Genomic DNA, 17,547 nt, shown 5'->3' on the forward strand with positions numbered 1-17,547 from the left:
AAAAACAAAACCTTTGCGCACATGGCAAACAAATCCTTCCACTGCAGGATCTTCTTAAGAATTGGTCGCTAAGTTCGCCTGAGGCGCGGAAGACTGCAACTTCATGAGTAACGGCGTATCGACATCGACAGACAAGAATGTTGTTGACCTGACGCGGGCGCACCGCAACCGGGCTGCGACCAAGGCCGTCCGGACGACCCGTGAGCGCCTGCAGTCCGGTCAGGGTATCTCTCCCGCTTTCGATGTCGAAATCCTCGGGATGCACATCAGTGCGACGCTGCAAGGTGCAGCCGTCATTCCGACCATGCTGCTGCTGGTCGCCGGCTTCGGCTCATACTTCACCTCGCAACCCCAGTTCTTTATCTGGGCGCTGTTCGGCTTGACCATGCATGCCATCGGCATCGTCATCGTCAAGCGCGCTGCCCGTAGCGAAATTACCCCACAAAACCAGAAACGCTGGCGCCACATCCTGCTTCTGGCGCAGGTCGCGATGGGCAGTTGCTGGGCCGTCTTTGCACTGCAGGACTGCGTTGCCTGCGACGAGACCGCTTTCCTCTTCTACAAGGGCGGCGTCTTGTTGTTGGCACTCTCGATCACGGCCATGGCGACCATGCTGCTGCGTCAGGCTGTGCTGTTCAGCTTCCTACCGACGGTGATCGCCCTCACCTATCTGGCCGCATCGGGCCACCGGATGCTCGACCTGGGCCTGACGGCGGTTTTCACCACAGCCCTGATCTTCTTCATCTACATCACCAATCGCCTGCACCAGGCAAATCTCAAGCTTCTCTCCTTCCAGACAGAGAAGGACGATCTGATTGCGGAGCTGGAAGTGGCCAACTCGCTGTCCGACGAAGCTCGCCGCCGTGCCGAGGAAGCCAATATGGCGAAATCCCGTTTTCTCGCCTCGATGTCGCACGAACTGCGCACGCCGCTCAACGCCATCCTCGGCTTCTCCGAAGTGATGGCAACGGAGGTCTTGGGCCCCCTCAACAACCCGCTCTACAAGGAATATGCCGGCGACATCCACCGCTCTGGCAAGCATCTGCTGGAACTGATCAACGAGATCTTGGACCTGTCGCGCATCGAGGCAGGCAAGTATGAGCTGAATGAAGAATCCGTGTCGCTGCTGGAGCTCGCGGAAGACTGCATCGGCATGATCCAGCTGCGCGCAAAGTCCAAGAACATCCGCATCGACGAGCAATTCGAACTGAACCTGCCTTCCGTCTGGGCCGATGAAAAGGCGATGCGCCAGGTCATCCTGAACCTTCTCTCCAATGCCGTGAAATTCACCCCCCAAGGCGGTGAGATTATGGTCAAGGCGGGATGGACGGCGGGCGGCGGACAATATGTCTCCATCCGCGACAATGGCCCCGGCATCCCGGAAGAAGAAATCCCCGTTGTGCTCTCCGCCTTCGGACAGGGATCGATCGCCATCAAGAGTGCGGAACAGGGCACCGGTCTTGGCCTGCCGATCGTCCAGGCGATCCTTGCCAAACACGGCGGCGAGTTCAAACTGAGGTCCAAACTGCGCGAAGGCACGGAAGTGATCGCGATCCTGCCGTCGAACCGCGTACTGGAAAGCCTGCCTGCCGTTAGCGAAGCCCGCGCCGTGGAGCCGCGCCGCCGCCAGTTCGCCTGACCCTCAGCCGAAGAGCCGGGTGACGATCACATAACCGCTGAAGGCGGCATTCGCGACAATGAGACAGAACACCGCAAAGGACCCAAGATCCTTGGCATTGCGTCCGACTGTCGAGATCTCCGGAGAGATTCTGTCCACCAACTCTTCGATCGCCGTGTTCAACGCCTCGACGCAGAACATCAGCAGCATCAGCACCACGAAGGCGAGAAACTGCAGTGGCGTCGCACCGACCAGTGCGAAGATCGCAAGGCCCGCGAAGAAGGCCAGGATTTCGTGCCGGAAGGCCGCCTCCTGGATGAGGCGCTTGAAACCTTGGGCAGAATACTGTCCGGCCGCGAAGAGATGGGCGATGCCCGTCTTCTTCTCGAAGGTTGCGGCGGCGAGCTTACGGGGGGCCGGTGGCCCCTTCTTCTTCGGATTAGCCATGGGTCTTGTTGCTCACGCCCGCCTGTTCAAAAGTCGCCATACCGGAATGGCAGGCGGCAGCCGCCTTGACGATACCGGCAGCGAGCGCTGCCCCGGTGCCTTCGCCAAGCCGCATGCCGAGCGCCAGCAGCGGCGTCTTGCCGAGTTTTTCGATTGAACGGAGATGCCCGGGCTCTGCCGAGACATGGCCGATCAGGCAGTGATCGAGGGCTGAGGGGTTGGCAGCCTTCAGGATCGCGGCCGCCGCTGTCGCCACGTAACCGTCGATCAAGACGGGGATCTTCTCCATCCGGGCGGCGAGAATGGCACCCGCCATCGCGGCGATCTCACGTCCGCCGAGACGACGCAGCACCTCCAGCGGATCCGACAGATGCTCGCCATGGAACGCAACCGCCTGCTTCACGGCTGCAATCTTGCGCGACAGCACGTCGCCTTCCGACCCGGTGCCCGGTCCCACCCAGTCTTCCGCCTCGCCGCCATAAAGCGCGAGGTTGATGGCGGCTGCAATGGTCGTGTTGCCGATGCCCATCTCGCCGATGCACAGGAGGTCAGTGCCCCCCGCAATGGCTTCCATGCCGAAGGCCATGGTCGCTGCGCAGTCGCGCTCGGAAAGTGCTGCCTCGCAGGTGATGTCGCCGGTTGGATAGTCGAGCGCCAGATCGAAGATCTTCAGGCCGAGATCATAGGTCACGCAGATCTGGTTGATCGCCGCGCCGCCGGCCGCGAAATTTTCGACCATCTGCTGAGTGACCGATGACTGGAACGGCGTGATCCCGTGCTTGGTGACGCCGTGATTGCCGGCGAAGATCGCGACGAGCGGACGGGTGACGGCAGGTGGGCGCCCGGTCCAGGCCGCAAGCCACATGGCGATCTCCTCGAGACGCCCGAGCGCACCCGGTGGCTTTGTCAACATGCGGTCCCGATCACGCGCCGCAACCAGCGCCGCGGTATTCGGCCCCGGCAGGTCGCGCAGGAGGACGCGAAAATCGTCGAATGGCAGGCCGGTAACGGTCATGGGATGCGCTTCCTTGTAATCTGCAGACAAATCGGGCTTTGTGGGATCTCTCATACTGACCGCGCTCGCCAGTCTCAACTCAAAAAGCGGCGGCTGCGGTCGTCATATGGATGGATGACTCATTGATGCTGAGTGGGCGTGACCTGGTGAACGAGACGGCAAGGGCGATTGCCTTCCTGAGCCGCATTCCCGTGTCGGACCGGCATTTTGCCAACCATGACGGAAATCTGTCGAAAACCGTGGCGGCCTTTCCCCTCGCCGGTCTGTTGATCACGCTGCCGGCGGCTTTGCTGCTCGGCATCCTCGCTCTCGCCGACGCTCCGCCCCTTGTCGCCGTTCTGACGGCACTCGGCCTGCAAATGCTCGTGACCGGCGCCCTGCATGAGGACGGACTGACCGACACGGCAGATGGTCTCGGTGGTGGACGCGACCGCGATCGAGCGCTCACGATCATGAAAGACAGCCGCATCGGTACTTACGGCGCCCTTGCCCTGATCCTGTCTGTGGCACTGCGCACAGCCGCTCTGGCGGCACTGCTGCCGGTCTGGCCGGCCCTTGCCATCCCTCTCGCCTGGCTCGCAAGCGCGGCCGCCAGCCGGGCTGCCATGGTGTGGCACTGGTCGTCACTTCCGCCGGCAAAGGCGGACGGCGTCGCGGCTTCCGTGGGCCAGCCCGATCCCGCCTCCACCCGTTTCGCCATCGGCTGCGGACTGACAGCGCCGATCCTTCTCGGTCTCCTCGTCCTGCCCTTCGCAGCGGTATTTACCTCACTGATCGTCAGCGGCGTGCTGACGGCAGGGTTTACCGCCTATGTCCGATCGAAGATCCGGGGTCACACCGGCGACACCATCGGCGCCACCCAACAGGTCGCCGAGATCGGATTTCTCGCCTCCCTTGCCATCTTCCTTTAGGCATCCGATATAGATGGCGAGCGAAAGGACGCCGATGGAATCGCCCTGCATTCTGATCTGTTCGATAGACGACAAGACCGGCTTCTGTTTCGGCTGTGGCCGAACACGTGACGAAATCGGCCGCTGGACGAGCTATTCGAGCGAGGAACGCCGGACGATCATGGCAAGCCTTCCGGCGCGCCTGGAGGGTGTTGAGCGCAAGCCCCGACGGGAGACACGCCGCAGCCGAATGCAGCGCGAGCGCGGGACCGGTTGATGCGGTTTGTCCTCGGCCTTGCGATCCTCGGCATTGGGCTGGTCCTGCTCGTGATCAACCACGACCAGGGCCGAACCTTCGGCGTCGATAACGAGGCTGTCGGCAGGATCGTTGTCGCCCTGCCCATCCTGCTGATGATCTCGAGCAGCATCCTGCTTGGGCGCCGGTCGCTCGGCCAGGGCTTGCGGCAGATGTTGATCTGGGTGCTGATCGCACTCGCACTGGTGACCGGCTATCTTTACCGGGACGACATGCGCACCATTGGCGAGCGGGTGCTGGCCGGTCTCCTTCCCGGCCGTGCGGTCAGCGTCAGGACAGACGATGGAACGACGGAGGTCGTGATCCACAAGTCACTCGGCGGCCATTTCGAGACCAGCGTCGACATCGGCCCCGTCTCCGTTCCGGTGCTCATCGACACAGGCGCAAGCTCGGTCGTTCTGAAATTCGAGGATGCGGTGAGGATCGGCATCGATCCGAACACGCTGCAGTTCACCCGCACCGTCCTGACCGCCAATGGTCAGGCCCAGGCAGCCCCGATCCGCCTGCCGGAACTCAGGCTTGGTGACATAAGGCGCACCGATGTTCCGGCCGTTGTCCTCGAGCAGGGACGGCTTGACCAGAGCCTGCTCGGCATGAGCTTCCTCTCCACCCTTGGGTCCCTGCAAATGCAGACCGACGAGCTTCGCTTGCGTGACTGATGGATCAGGCTCGGAGCTTGTAGCCCGTCCTGAAGATGAAGGTCAGCACCGCCAGGCAGATGACGAGAAACACGCCGATCATGCCGACGCTGATCAGCGGATGCACGTCCGACGCTTCAAAGAAACTCCAACGGAAACCGCTGACGAGGTAGAGGACCGGATTGAGATGGCTGACCGCTCGCCAGAACGGCGGCAGCATGTCGATCGAGTAGAAGGTACCACCAAGGAAGGTAAGCGGCGGCACGACGAGCGACGGCACAAGGTTCAACTGCTCGAAATTCTTGGCCAGAACCCCGATGATGAAGCCGGCAAGGCTGAAGGTCACTGCCGTTAGTACCATAAACAGCAGCATCAGGACCGGGTGAGCGATGCGCAGGTCGACGAAGAACATGGCCGTGAAAAGGATGATCAGGCCGATCATCATGCCCTTCGTGGCAGCAGCCCCGACATATCCGAGAAGGATTTCGCTCATTGCCACGGGGGCCGAGAGCAGTTCGTAGATCGTGCCTGTGAATTTGGGGAAATAGATCCCGACCGAGCCGTTCGAAATACACTGGGTGATCAGCGCCAGCATGATCAGCCCCGGCGTGATGAAGCCGCCATACGAGACGCCGCCCACCTCCTGCATGCGCGAACCAACGGCCGCGCCGAAGACGATGAAATAGAGGGCGGTGGACAGGACCGGCGAAATCACGCTCTGCAAAAGCGTGCGTCGGGTGCGGGCCATCTCGTAGAAATAGATCGACTTGACCGCTTCCGTATTCATGCCTTGGCTCCGATCAATGAGACGAAGATGTCCTCGAGAGAGGTTTGACGGGTCGAAAGGTCATCGAAGTGAAGCCCGGCTGCTTCCAACGCCTGCAGCAGGCGGCCCACATGCCCGTCATTCTTGTCGAGTTCATAACTGTAGACTAACTGGTCACCTGCCTCATTGAGTACCAGGTCCCAGGCAGACAGACTGTCGGGAACGGATGCGATCGGCTCCAGCAGATTAATCGCCAGCTGCTTCTTGCCGAGCTTGCGCATCAACGCGTCCTTGTTCTCGACCAGCAACAGGCGCCCCTTGTCGATCACCCCGATGCGATCGGCGATCTCCTGCGCTTCCTCGATATAGTGCGTGGTGAGGATGATGGTGACGCCCGTCTTCCGCAGTCGCTCCACGAGCTGCCACATATCCTTGCGGAGCGCCACATCGACGCCAGCCGTCGGCTCATCCAGGAACAGGATACGCGGCTCGTGCGACAGCGCCTTGGCGATCAGGACACGCCGCTTCATGCCCCCGGACAGTTCGCGCAGGGCATTGTTGCGTTTGTCGAACAGCGAGAGGTCGCGCAGGATCTGGTCGATGAGCGCCGGATTGGCCTTCTTGCCGTTCAGTCCGCGTGAAAAGCTGACGGTATTGAACACCGTCTCGAACATGTCGGTCGTCAGTTCCTGTGGCACCAGCCCGATCTCTCCTCGGGTCTTGCGGAACTCCGTCACCACATCATGACCGGCGACCGTGACGCTTCCAACGGAAGGATTTGTCATGCCGCAAATGATCGAAATCAGCGTCGTCTTCCCCGCGCCATTCGGCCCGAGCAGCGCCAGGATCTCGCCCTCCTCGATATCAAAGGTGACATCGTCGAGGGCCTTGAAGCCGTTGGCATAGGTTTTGGAAAGCGAGCGAATGGAGATGATCGGGGGCATGGAGCACTCGGTGAACGGGGAGCGAAACGCCTATATAGGCCCTTCCCGGTGATGCGCCAGAGCCAAGGGCGAGACGGTCTGTCCACGCTCGAAGACAATGCCCGATCCAACGCCGCCGGCCGCTCAAGCGGTCGACGGCCTATTTGATCCCCAGAACGTGAAGCTCAGGAAGTGTTGCCAGGCTACGCCTTACTTGATGCGCAGCTGGGCTGCCTTGATCTGCACCAGCGTGTCCAGGTTCTGGTTGACGCGGCAATAGAACTCTTCGTCGATGAAGGGGCGAAGCATGAAGTCGTTGCCGCCGACCTTCAGGAAGCGCGCAGACAAGAGACGATTGGTCGAGGAAGACACGCCGATGATCCGCAGCTCATGCGAACCACGCACCGCGCGAATGCGGCGCGTCAGCTCGAAGCCGTCGATGTCCGGCATGTTGTAATCGGTGACGACAAGCGCAACATCCGGGTTGGCTTTCAGGATCTCGATTGCCTTGGCGCCGCTTTCTGCCAGGCTGACACGGAAATTGTAACGCTTCAGACGACTGGAGAGCAGCGCGCGGGCCGTCGCGCTGTCGTCGACGATCAGCACGTGGTGGCGATGGTTGGTGAGGAAGCGATAGACCGACTCCGCCAGCATTTCGACCGCGAAGATATTGTCCTTCAGGATATAGTCGACAATGTCTTTGGCCAGCAGCTTCTCGCGGGTCTCGTCATGGAACGTGCCGGTGAAGACGATGGTCGGGATATTGCAGTCGATGAGATATTCGAGCGCCTCGCCGTTTTCCGCTCCCGGCAAGTTGATGTTCGAGATGGCGAGCGTGACCGGCTCTTCCGAGAGCTCGTTGGCCATCTGCAGATCCTCAAAGGTTCTGCAGATTTCGACATCGACGCCCATCAGTTCCTTCAAGCGCTGACTGATCATTTGAGTAAAGACGTTCGAGTCTTCTCCCAGGATGATCCGGACGTCGGGAAATGTTTCCCCGGAATACTGCATTCCGGATATGCCAAGGATAGCCATTGAAGGTGCCTTCTGTAAAATGTTCAACAGGAAGACATCTAACAGGCTTGTTTTTCGGAAGCGTTAACTGAGGCTTCTCAGAGGCTTGGCGGCACGAAAATAGTTAAGCGAGATAAAATATATAACCAAGGCGAGCAACGCACCAACGCATTGCACCCGTGCTGCCCGCCGTTACTTGACCGTCGCCACGCCGTCGTTGATCTCCACTGTTTCACCGCCAGCAAGACCGATGCGATCACCATTCGGAAGTGTGAGAAAGCAGCCGGAGGGGCAGATTGTTTCCGCCCCGCCCGCATCAAGCGGAACTTCCATTTTGTTGCCGTCTTCGACAACGATCAGCACGACGGACGAAGGGCCGGCATTGTGCACCGAAGCCGCGAATGCCGATCCGGCAGCGAGCACAGAAACGACCACACCAAACGCACACGTCATCACGCGCATTGTCATGCCTGCAGCGAAGCCGAAGCCCCGTCCCTTGCCAAATGCGACCGAGAAGATTTCGATCACTCATGCCCCTCTTATGCCGCATTACGCCTGAATGGCGGCTGAATGCGGCGTTCATGGCAAGAGTTTGTCATCATCCGGTGCTGCTGGCAATTCGTCCGGCTCAGCCATTCGCCCGCCCTCCGTTTTCGCCCGCCGCCTCACCAGCACCTGGCGATCCTGCTCGCGCACATGCAGCATGACGTCCTGATGCGGGTAAGGCATGACGATACCACGCGCACGGAAGGCCTGCAGGATTTCCATGCGGACGCGATTGCGAACATTGAGCCCCTCACTCATGTCGGCCAAGTGAAACCGGAGCTCGAAATCGAGCGATGAGGCACCGAAACGGAGGAATTCGACGTGCGGTTCGGGATTACGCAGGATGTCGGGCATCCCGTTCACCACCTCCAACAACACATCGATCACCTCCTGCGGATCCGCGTCATAGGCGACGCTGACCGGGATTTCCGACCGCTGTACGCGGTTGCGATGGGTCCAGTTGCCGAGCGGCGTATTGATCAGCTCCGAGTTGGGCACGATGATCGACTGACGCCGGAAGGTCTCGATTTCCGTTGCGCGCACCGAGATCCGTTTCACAATGCCTTCATTGACCCCGGTAATGACGTGGTCGCCCACCTTGAAAGGCCGCTCGACGAGCAGGATCAGGCCGGAGACGAAGTTTGATACGATGTTCTGCAGGCCAAAACCAATACCGAGTGAAAGAGCACCGGCAACGAGCGCCAGGCTCGACAGATCGATACCTGCGGCGGAAATGCCGACGATTCCCGCGATGCCTGTGCCGAGGTAACCAACTCCCATCTTGACGGAATTGCGTACGCCGCCATCGACCTGCGATCGCGCCATGACATTCCCGTCAAGCCATTTCTGGAACCAGCGGGTGAGCATCAGTCCGATGACGAACAACAACAGGCCGCCGAGAATTCCGAAGATCGAGATGCGGATCGTGCCGATGTTGATTTCAGTAAACAGGTTGAACAGCCAGAGCTGCATGTCGCGCAGCTGGAACCCCCACGACATCAGGATCAGCGGCAAGCCGGCGACAAGGGCGAACATGTAGATGAGCAGACCGGCAGCAATGCCGCTCTGATCAAGCCCCACCGGGCCGAGTTTGAAGCGGCGTGCAATGTAGCGGCCGACGCGCGTCTCGCCGAACTGGTTCGGCGCCGAGATCGCCTTGCCTGAAAGTATGCCGATATACATGGTCGCGACCACTGCTCCGGTAACGATGAGCTGGGTCGCGAGGAAGCGCGAAAGACCGATATAGCCGATGCCTGCCAAAATGATCAGAAGAACACCGGTCGCCCGCAGGGTCACGGCAGCAGCCCGTGGCCACGGGCGACCCGGCGCATTGGGGTCGCCCTTGTCGGAGAGAACCGGCCGCAGGAATGAGACGAAGAACAACAGGAAACCGACGATCACCGAAGAGGCAAGACTCTTCATCACGGTGAGCACGACAGGCGAACTATAAGTGTCGCTGATGACCGCGAGCAGGTAATCCAGTCCGTTGACCACCGCCATCAGGAAGATGGCGATGGAGACGTCCCGTGCCCCCTTGTTCGACAGCTTCACCAAGCGCCAGTTCGCCGCAGACGGCGCAAGGACCGCCCCAGAAACGGCGGTAACGAAGAAGACGAGACCGATCAGAGCGAAGAAGGCGGCGGCGATCGGCGCGATATCCGGACGCAGAACATTGAATGTGTCGAGCAGGAAATAGGCCGATGCAAGAAAGAAGCTCAGCGCCATGGACGGCAGGATCGTCGACCAGAAAGCGACCGAGAACCGGCTCATATAGGACGGATCCTCGACGGCGAGGTCCCGCTGCTTGATGTGCTTGAAAAAACGCTTCTCGACATAGAGGATGACCGAGGCGAGTGCCAGCGACAGAAGGAGCGCCAGCGTCAGTGGCACGGCTTTGAACTTCACCACAAAGACGAGCCAGCTGCTGATACTGCGCCGGACTCGCTCGGCATCGCTCCAGAACGATCCGGTCGCCTCGTCGAACACCTGACCATTGATCTCGGTATGGGCAAAGAGCGCATTGGTGAAGATTGCGCGGCGGATGTCGGAAATACGGTCCGACAGCGATTTCGCCTCGATCGACAGGTCTTCCGCCTGCCCCGTGATGGCATTGATCTCCGCGCGCGCCGCGTTGAGCCGGCTGCGTTCGTCAGTGACGCTCGCCGCCTCCGGCGGCTGGCCGTCGGCTGGCGCGGAACCGAGCTCCGTCAGCCGCGTCTGGACGTCGTTCAGCCGCGGCCTGAGATCGACGGAAACCTGCAGAACATCGCGGACCAGCGCATCGACTTTGACCTTGAGTTCAGCCAGAAGCGAATCGTCCTGCTCGTGCTTGTCCACCTGCTCGCGCAATTGTCCGAGCTGTTTCTTGGCGGCAGCCAGACGCTCGCCAGCCGCAGCCAGTTGTTCATCCCGCGTAGGCTCGGGTGCCACCGGCGGCTCTGCCGCACGAGGCTGTGCCGCAGGCACGGCGGTCTGGTCTGTCGCGGACGGCGCGGCCGCCGGCGGCGCATCGCTCGCGGCGGCGGGCGGAGCCGGATCCTGTTGCTGTGCCGAGACACCGTCGGGCGAGACGGCAATCCAGAGGAAGAAGCTTGCAAGGCACAGGGCAAGGGCGTGTCGGGGCGGGCGCAGTCGATACAAGGGGAGGTCCAGTCATGGATGACGATGGCGCGACAATAGGACCAGTTATAGGCAAAAGAAAGAACGGCTTACATCCAATGCCGCAACGGGCGCCGGTGGTGGCCGACACCCGTCAATCGCGGGAATGTTCAGACGCTAGTCTGCCGCAGCGCCTCGAAGCGCACGACCTGCTCTTCAATCAACGCTCGCTCCTTATCGCGGCGGACGAAGACCTTGAACATTGCCTTGCCGTCTGCATTCATGAACCACACCGAGCACGAACGTCGACCATGGAAGCCACGATCGACAAAGGCGATCGAAACACATCGTTCCTTGCGGATATGCCCGCCGATCGGGCTGTCGCCATGAATGTTGAACCAGCCATGACCCTCGCTGCCATCGGGCAGACTGCCCTCGACTTCAAGGACGATATCCTCGGTATGCACGATCATCAGGATGTCGCCCCAGGTCGACAGATCCTTCCAAATCGGCTCCCAGCGCTCCGCCGGAACGACGATAGCCGCACCGTCTGGAAGAACAGCCAGAACCTCGGCCGGAGTCACATCGGCCTTGGCCGCGATCTGTTCGATTACACCATCGGGTTTCTCGGCAAGCGCCGCAAGCGCCCGATCTCGGCGCTCGGGTGTTGAGAGGGACAATTCGCTCATTGCAGGATCAAGCCGCTTCGACTTCGGCGCGCTTGCCGGAGCGATCTTCATGGATGATCACGTCGAAGCCTTCGAAATGTGGGCCAGACAGATACTGGACCTTGCTTTCGCCGGCGCGCGCATGGGCGGCCCGGAACTGCTCGGACTTCGTCCAGGCCAGAAAGTCCGCCTGCGTCTCCCAGACCGTGTGGGAAGCGTAGAGCGTATGGTCCTCGGCCTTCGGGCCTTTCAGCATGTGAAACTCGACATAGCCTGGCATCTCTGCGAGCCGGCCCTGGCGCGAGCGCCACTGGTTTTCAAAGGCCTCTTCAAAGCCCGGAACGACGCGAAAACGGTTCATCGCAATGTACATGGAGTGACTACCTCTCTTGAAACCTCGGGTGGTGGACACGGCAGCGCACGCGCCGGAATGCCGAGTATGACGGCATCGCCTGACAAATGGAACAACCGCGATATCTTGCCTTGGTAGATAAACTTGGCTATCACAGTCAAGTTATTTGTCGCGGCAGCAGCCCGGCAAGATTTTTCCATTCCGAGGTGCCGGAGACAGTGAGCTGTCCTCCCGATAGAGCGTCTGTAAGCATAGGTAAAATTTAGCCAATGTCCTTTTTTCACCCCTCTCATCGCCCTGTCTTCGCTGTAACGGCCGCCATATTGCTGGCCGTCCAGCCTGCGTTTTTCAAGCCTTTACAAGCGGCGGAAGCCAGCCGCATCGTGGCTTTGGGCGGGACGGTGACGGAGATCATATATGCACTGGGCGAAGGCGACCGGATCGCCGCTGTCGACAGCACCAGCACCCATCCGGTTGAAGCCGATGACAAGCCAGATGTCGGTTATGTCCGCCAAATTTCGCCTGAAGGCGTACTCTCGCAAAAACCTGATCTGATCGTTGCCGAATCGGGCGCGGGGCCCGCCGACGCCATCGAGATCTTGAAGGCCAGTGGCATCTCCTTCGTATCAATCGCCTCTCCGCCCGATACATCGGCAATCCCCGACAAGATCCGAGCGGTGGGTGCGGCGATCGGGGCCGAGGAAAAAGCAGAGGCATTGGCAACCGAGGTTGCCACCAAACTGAAGGCGCTGGAGGAAAAGGTGGCCACCCAAACAGGGCCGAAGAAGAAGGTCCTCTTCGCTCTGTCACTCGCCAACGGTCGCGTTATGGCAGCGGGAGCCGATAGCTCGGCAGACGCGATGATACGCCTCGCCGGCGGCGAAAACGCAGTCTCGTCCATCTCGGGTTATAAGCCGCTCACGGATGAAGCGGTCATCGCGGCTGCTCCCGACGTGGTGCTGGTGATGAGCGGCGGCGCAATGCATCTCAGCGCCGAACAGGCTTTCGCCCTCCCCGCTTTGGCCGCAAGCCCCGCCGGGCGGACGGGCTCCTTCCTCACCATGGATGGCCTCTTCCTGCTTGGGCTCGGCCCCCGCGCAACCGAGGCGGCAGCAGACCTGAACGCCAAGCTCTACCCCGAAAGTGTAAAGCCGTGAGCCTGCCGGCCGTCTTGAACTGCAGGGGGGGGATGGCGGGTGACCGGTCCTCGCTCGGCCATCTGGTCATCATCGTGCTCGTGCTACTGCTGGCACTGTCGGTCTTTTTCTCGGTGGTGATCGGCCCGACCGGTGTCGGCCTGCCAGACCTGATGGCCTATCTTGGCGGCGAAGCGCAAGCGCTCAACCGCCAGAACCTGATCATCCTCGAAGCGGTCCGCTTGCCGCGAACCGCAATGGGCCTCCTGATCGGCGCGGCGCTCGGGGCCTCCGGCGCCATGATGCAAGGCCTATTCCGCAATCCGCTGGCCGATCCTGGCATTGTCGGCGTCAGCTCCGGTGCTGCACTCGCCGCCGTGCTTGCCATCGTGCTGGGGCCGACGCTCCTTTCACCGCTCGCCGCTCTCTTCGGCAACCTCTTCCTGCCGCTCATGGCCTTCCTCGGCGGCCTCGGCAATACCTTCCTGCTTTATGCCATTGCTACCCGGGATGGTCGCACATCGACCACGGCGCTTGTCCTGTCAGGCATCGCCATCGCCGCACTCACAGGTGCTGCCACCGGGCTCCTGATCTTCATGGCCGACGACAGGGCCCTGCGCGACATCACTTTCTGGTCCCTCGGCTCGCTGAGCGGGGCCAATGGAACCAAGATCCTTTCGATCCTCCCCTTCGTCTCCTTCGTCCTGCTGATCATTCCCTTTGTCGCGCGCGGCCTCGACGCCCTGATCCTTGGCGACGCCGCAGCGTTCCACATGGGGGTTCCCGTACAGCGTCTGAAGCGGCTGACAATCCTGGCAGTCGCCGCAGCCTGTGGCGCAACCGTTGCAGCGGCGGGCTCAATCGGCTTCGTCGGCATCGTGGTGCCACACCTGCTGCGGCTTGCTATCGGCCCCTCGCACCGCTTCCTGCTGCCGGCCTCGGCGCTTGGTGGGGCGGCCCTGCTCCTCTTTGCAGACACCGCCGCCCGCACGATCGCTGCACCCGCAGAACTGCCGATCGGCATCATCACCGCCCTTCTCGGCGCACCCGTTTTCCTCATGCTACTGCTCGGGCGCAACGGCCGTCGGGCGATGGAATCGCTTTGATGATCAAGGCCCGTGACATTTCAGTGGCTCGAGGGCGCCGCCGCCTCCTCGATCAAGTAAGCCTTGACCTTCACCCCGGCTCTTTCACCGTCGTTATCGGCCCGAACGGGGCGGGCAAGTCAACGCTGCTCAAGGTGCTCTCCGGGGAATTCGCCCCTGATCAGGGCGTCGTGACCTACAGGGATCGGCCGATCCGCACATTCAGCGCACTGGAACTGGCCAGAGAACGAGCGGTCCTGCCACAATCCACCACCCTCTCCTTCCCCTTTACGGCGCTGGAGGTCGTCCGCATGGGCGCGATCGCTTGTGGCAGCACCGAGCCTGGCCTTGCTGCGCGACAGGCCCTGACGACAGTTGGCCTGACTGGCTTTGAGGGCCGAGACTATAATGCTCTCTCAGGCGGGGAACAGCAGCGCGTCCAACTGGCGCGCGTCCTTGCTCAGATGCCGAGCCCCGTCTCAAATGGCCACGCTCGGGCAATCTTTCTGGACGAGCCGACGGCGAGCCTCGATATCGGTCACCAGATAGCTGTCCTCGAACTGGCCCGCGAATTCGCCCGCCGAGGTGGCTCGGTGCTCGCCATCCTGCACGACCTCAATCTGGCCGCGGAATTTGCCGACCATCTTGCTGTGCTCGATCAGGGGAAGCTCGTTGCAGAGGGAACCGCTGCCGAAACGCTGACGAATGAGATTGTCGCCAAGGTCTATGGCATTGAGGGCGCGGTCGGACGCGTTCCGCCACCAGGAACGCCATATGTCCTGCCCCAAGCCCGCCTCAGAGCCTGAAGCTGAGCCGACTATCAACGTTGTCCACAGTTATCCACAGGGTAACGCAATCAAATCTGGCCCATAAATCGATACAAAACCGGAACACCACCGACCGCAGGGCGGAACCTTTATCGAACATCTCGGTTTCCAACCGGATTCCGCGTGAAGAAACCGGCGATCGGCATCATTAGCCGAGCAAGATCTTTAACGCCGAAGGAATGAGCCGCAAGAACCACTTCGCCGCCCTTTCCCACACGCAGATGCCGTCGAAGTTGGCGAACATAGCCGGAGCAACCGGGCCTAACAGCTTTCAACGCGGCGATGGCGTCCCCGTCCGACTGCACCGGGTCGACCGCACCGCACTTCTCGATTCTGTCTCTCCAAGCCAAGACCCGGTCAGTCAATCCCGTGAGAAACGAGACCGGCTCAAAATCCCCGGCGACAACGTTCAGTCGGCCTTGAGGCACATTGGTGCGGTAATTCGCGATCAACTGTAGCATGACTTCTTCAGAAACCGCATCCTGAGCCCAAGGCCTATCTTCCTTCAATCCCAGCAGACGGTAGTTGGCGCTGATCTTGCCGGCAAATTCGTGTGCCGGGTTGTCCCTTACCTTCTGTCGCAATCCCTCAAGGCCCACGAAGGGGAGATGCAACAATCCAAGACCCGAATCCACGACATCAACCGTCGGCCCCCGCCGTCGCCAGAAGGGTCTCGCAAGCCTGACTTCGTGATTGCCGCCGAGTGGAAAGAACAGCCCGAGTTTGTCGAGATTGTAGGCGAGCTTCCGCGTTGGCGTGCGCTGCCGGCAAAAGCGGATGCCGGAAGGGTCGACTAACTGCCCAGGCTCCGGAGCATAGCCATTGCGCCACCGGAAAGAAACAATGGCATCCTTCCGATGATCCGCCACGAAAGCGTCCATGTCTGAGCGTGAAGAAAAGGGAAGAAATTCGTCCACGTCCAGGATGAAGAGCATCCCGCTCTCCCTCGTGACCTGTAACACAGTGTGCAGGAGGAAGTTCAGGGTGTGGGCCTGCATGTAGGCAGCAAGGCCCAGCCGGTAAACCTCAATTTTGTCAGACCTCAAACCTCGAAGATCACGGTCGGAATTGTGGTCGATGATGACAATACGATCGGCCAACCTCTCGTGGTGAGCGAGAAACAGAGCCAGGTAGTCGAACGAGTTCTTCGACTGAATGACGATAGTACATTTCATCCCTCAGTTTTAACATGAGAATTGGATAATGGAATAAATTCACTTGAACTATTTCTGGGAGATTCAGCAAAGGCCCGTTTACATATAACGTAAAAATTGACACACATTTAGCCGTCCCGCAAAAAATTAAAATTTATATTATGTTAAGGAACAAATAATCGCAGATAAATTAAATAATTTATATTATAAAAGCGATAAGAAAAATAAAGCATCACGTATAAGTTAAATAGACTACACGCCAACAACAATACACATATTTATCAGAATACAAAATAACAACGCGAGGTGTCACTTTTGATAATATTCGACGCATTTTTGATATTTAAACAGATAAGCCACTCCATGCGTCGGAGCATCAAAGGGAAACAGGCGCTCAAGGCCGAAAACTACAATCCCCGTTACGACACAATCAGCAAGAAACTGCCGAAGATTATATGGGTCTATTGGCATGTGGAACTGGCGGAGGCGCCGGAGGTTGCGAAACTTGGCATGCGCAGCTGGCAGATTATGAACCCCGGCTGGTCTGTGAATTTTGTCACTGAGAGCAACCTGAGAAGCTTCATCGAACCGCCAGTGTCGCCACTACCGCGAAAGGTTCAATGGCGGGCCGACGTCATTCGCCTCGCCTTGCTCGCTCGCTACGGGGGCGTATGGGTCGACATGACCTCCTTCTGCGTGAAGCCCCTGGATCATTGGCTACCAACCATGATGGAGTCCGGATTTTTTGCGTTTCCCGACCTTTATCCGAGCAGGCTGGTCAACAATGCATTCTTGGCAGCAGTGCCGGGAGAATATCTGACCAACAAATGGTCTCGCCTGATGTATCGCTATTTTAGCAAACCAGGCAAACTCCTCCATTATTTTTGGTGCATGCATCTATTTGAGTTCATCGTTTTAACGGACCGACGGGCGCGCGGAATTTGGCGACGAACACCGAAGCTTCGGAGCCGCGGAGCAATGCTGCTCAAGCGCATGATCGGAGAGCGGGATCTGTACTCCCCCATCCCGCAAGACATCGATCTGTCTTCTGTCCTTTGGCAAAAACTCAGCAGCCGGCTGGATGAGCGTGCGCTTCTGGCGATCCGCGAAATCAGCGCGACCGGTGAGGTCGACTTGTTGAGACTCGAAAATCTGACTGATCCGGAGAACGTTCCAGTTCAGGTCGTTGGACAGCCGTAATCTTCGGATCGTCCTTGTAAGCGCATATATGAGCCCACGGGTGGACGCAACCCGGTAAAATTCCCTGAGGTTTCGGTTCGATAATAGCTATCGCATGGCAACCGAGAGAGACGCGCCCACGCAGAACAGTTGGATAGCGCGCGGCTGAAAGTGCCGCGCCCTCAATATCGAGTCTTTGACTTAAAAGAGAAGATTTGGTGGGTGATGTAGGGCTCGAACCTACGACCCGCTGATTAAGAGTCAGCTGCTCTACCAACTGAGCTAATCACCCGACCGCGCCGTTTTTGGTGGCGTCCGCCCCGTTTCCGGTGGCGTGACCGGGCGTATAAACAGGAACCGGGACCTTGTCCAGCG

18 protein-coding genes and 1 tRNA gene are annotated in these 17,547 nt (G+C 59.8%); 8 read left to right on the forward strand and 11 right to left on the reverse strand.

Features of this window, described 5'->3' with window-relative positions:
* Positions 1–103: 103 nt before the first annotated feature.
* Entirely contained in the window at positions 104–1,639 is a 1,536-nt protein-coding gene (locus tag FJQ55_RS11315) for a sensor histidine kinase (RefSeq protein WP_140827975.1), read from the forward strand.
* A gap of 3 nt (positions 1,640–1,642) precedes the next feature.
* On the opposite strand, the gene FJQ55_RS11320 is transcribed toward FJQ55_RS11315, so the two are convergent.
* Together FJQ55_RS11320 and cobT are read right to left on the reverse strand one after the other, a co-directional pair.
* The gene (locus FJQ55_RS11320; protein ID WP_140827977.1) at positions 1,643–2,065 is read right to left on the reverse strand and encodes a diacylglycerol kinase; all 423 of its coding nucleotides are present in this window, start codon (positions 2,063–2,065) and stop codon (positions 1,643–1,645) included.
* Complete coding sequence (gene cobT / locus FJQ55_RS11325; protein ID WP_140827979.1) at positions 2,058–3,080, reverse strand: nicotinate-nucleotide--dimethylbenzimidazole phosphoribosyltransferase; 1,023 nt, start codon at positions 3,078–3,080, stop codon at positions 2,058–2,060. The genes FJQ55_RS11320 and cobT overlap by 8 nt, the downstream gene beginning before the upstream one ends.
* Before the next feature lie 125 nt (positions 3,081–3,205).
* On the opposite strand from cobT, the gene FJQ55_RS11330 reads away from it, so the two are divergent.
* From FJQ55_RS11330 to FJQ55_RS11340, 3 genes are read left to right on the forward strand one after another with little or no spacing between them, the layout of a single operon-like run.
* On the forward strand, positions 3,206–3,991 hold the full coding sequence (locus FJQ55_RS11330; protein WP_140827981.1) for an adenosylcobinamide-GDP ribazoletransferase: 786 nt from the start codon (positions 3,206–3,208) through the stop codon (positions 3,989–3,991).
* Positions 3,992–4,025: 34 nt separating this feature from the next.
* The gene (locus tag FJQ55_RS11335) at positions 4,026–4,247 is read left to right on the forward strand and encodes a DUF1289 domain-containing protein (RefSeq protein ID WP_140827983.1); all 222 of its coding nucleotides are present in this window, start codon (positions 4,026–4,028) and stop codon (positions 4,245–4,247) included.
* Complete coding sequence (locus FJQ55_RS11340; RefSeq protein ID WP_167507701.1) at positions 4,244–4,945, forward strand: TIGR02281 family clan AA aspartic protease; 702 nt, start codon at positions 4,244–4,246, stop codon at positions 4,943–4,945. The genes FJQ55_RS11335 and FJQ55_RS11340 overlap by 4 nt, the downstream gene beginning before the upstream one ends.
* Positions 4,946–4,949: 4 nt before the next feature.
* Here FJQ55_RS11340 and FJQ55_RS11345 read toward each other — a convergent pair whose 3' ends face one another.
* From FJQ55_RS11345 to hmuQ, 7 genes are all read right to left on the reverse strand, one after another.
* Positions 4,950–5,711: an ABC transporter permease gene (locus FJQ55_RS11345; RefSeq protein ID WP_140827989.1), complete on the reverse strand. Its 762-nt coding sequence runs from the start codon at positions 5,709–5,711 to the stop codon at positions 4,950–4,952.
* Complete coding sequence (locus FJQ55_RS11350; RefSeq protein ID WP_140827991.1) at positions 5,708–6,634, reverse strand: ABC transporter ATP-binding protein; 927 nt, start codon at positions 6,632–6,634, stop codon at positions 5,708–5,710. The genes FJQ55_RS11345 and FJQ55_RS11350 overlap by 4 nt, the downstream gene beginning before the upstream one ends.
* A 189-nt stretch (positions 6,635–6,823) precedes the next feature.
* Positions 6,824–7,648: a response regulator gene (locus FJQ55_RS11355; protein ID WP_140827993.1), complete on the reverse strand. Its 825-nt coding sequence runs from the start codon at positions 7,646–7,648 to the stop codon at positions 6,824–6,826.
* Positions 7,649–7,819: 171 nt separating this feature from the next.
* Positions 7,820–8,080, reverse strand: a complete 261-nt coding sequence (locus FJQ55_RS11360) for a hypothetical protein (RefSeq protein WP_140829249.1) — start codon at positions 8,078–8,080, stop codon at positions 7,820–7,822.
* A 126-nt stretch (positions 8,081–8,206) separates the two neighbouring features.
* Positions 8,207–10,813 (reverse strand): mechanosensitive ion channel family protein, encoded by a 2,607-nt coding sequence (locus tag FJQ55_RS11365; protein ID WP_140827995.1) that lies wholly within the window; start codon positions 10,811–10,813, stop codon positions 8,207–8,209.
* 128 nt (positions 10,814–10,941) lie between these two features.
* Positions 10,942–11,460: a heme utilization cystosolic carrier protein HutX gene (hutX, locus tag FJQ55_RS11370; RefSeq protein WP_167507731.1), complete on the reverse strand. Its 519-nt coding sequence runs from the start codon at positions 11,458–11,460 to the stop codon at positions 10,942–10,944.
* Between the two features lie 7 nt (positions 11,461–11,467).
* The gene (gene hmuQ / locus FJQ55_RS11375; protein ID WP_140827999.1) at positions 11,468–11,812 is read right to left on the reverse strand and encodes a heme-degrading protein HmuQ; all 345 of its coding nucleotides are present in this window, start codon (positions 11,810–11,812) and stop codon (positions 11,468–11,470) included.
* Between the two features lie 248 nt (positions 11,813–12,060).
* Here hmuQ and FJQ55_RS11380 point away from each other — a divergent pair, with 248 nt between their 5' ends.
* Genes FJQ55_RS11380 through FJQ55_RS11390 form a run of 3 tightly spaced genes read left to right on the forward strand, consistent with a single transcriptional unit; the run spans position 12,061 to position 14,818 of the window.
* A complete protein-coding gene (locus tag FJQ55_RS11380) occupies positions 12,061–12,948 on the forward strand; it encodes a heme/hemin ABC transporter substrate-binding protein (protein ID WP_140828001.1) in 888 nt (295 codons plus the stop codon).
* A complete protein-coding gene (locus tag FJQ55_RS11385) occupies positions 12,945–14,033 on the forward strand; it encodes a FecCD family ABC transporter permease (protein WP_140828003.1) in 1,089 nt (362 codons plus the stop codon). The genes FJQ55_RS11380 and FJQ55_RS11385 overlap by 4 nt, the downstream gene beginning before the upstream one ends.
* 23 nt (positions 14,034–14,056) lie before the next feature.
* Positions 14,057–14,818 (forward strand): heme ABC transporter ATP-binding protein, encoded by a 762-nt coding sequence (locus tag FJQ55_RS11390; protein WP_425467534.1) that lies wholly within the window; start codon positions 14,057–14,059, stop codon positions 14,816–14,818.
* Between the two features lie 110 nt (positions 14,819–14,928).
* Here the strand turns inward: FJQ55_RS11390 and FJQ55_RS11395 are convergent, their stop codons facing one another.
* The gene (locus FJQ55_RS11395) at positions 14,929–16,014 is read right to left on the reverse strand and encodes a glycosyltransferase family 2 protein (protein WP_140828007.1); all 1,086 of its coding nucleotides are present in this window, start codon (positions 16,012–16,014) and stop codon (positions 14,929–14,931) included.
* A gap of 342 nt (positions 16,015–16,356) precedes the next feature.
* Between FJQ55_RS11395 and FJQ55_RS11400 the strand changes: the two genes are divergently transcribed.
* The gene (locus FJQ55_RS11400; RefSeq protein ID WP_140828009.1) at positions 16,357–17,193 is read left to right on the forward strand and encodes a capsular polysaccharide synthesis protein; all 837 of its coding nucleotides are present in this window, start codon (positions 16,357–16,359) and stop codon (positions 17,191–17,193) included.
* 195 nt (positions 17,194–17,388) lie between these two features.
* On the opposite strand, the gene FJQ55_RS11405 is transcribed toward FJQ55_RS11400, so the two are convergent.
* Positions 17,389–17,464: transfer RNA gene (locus FJQ55_RS11405), tRNA-Lys, on the reverse strand.
* Positions 17,465–17,547: the final 83 nt, after the last annotated feature.

The sequence above is a fragment of the Rhizobium glycinendophyticum genome, from assembly GCF_006443685.1.
GTDB lineage: Bacteria > Pseudomonadota > Alphaproteobacteria > Rhizobiales > Rhizobiaceae > Allorhizobium > Allorhizobium glycinendophyticum.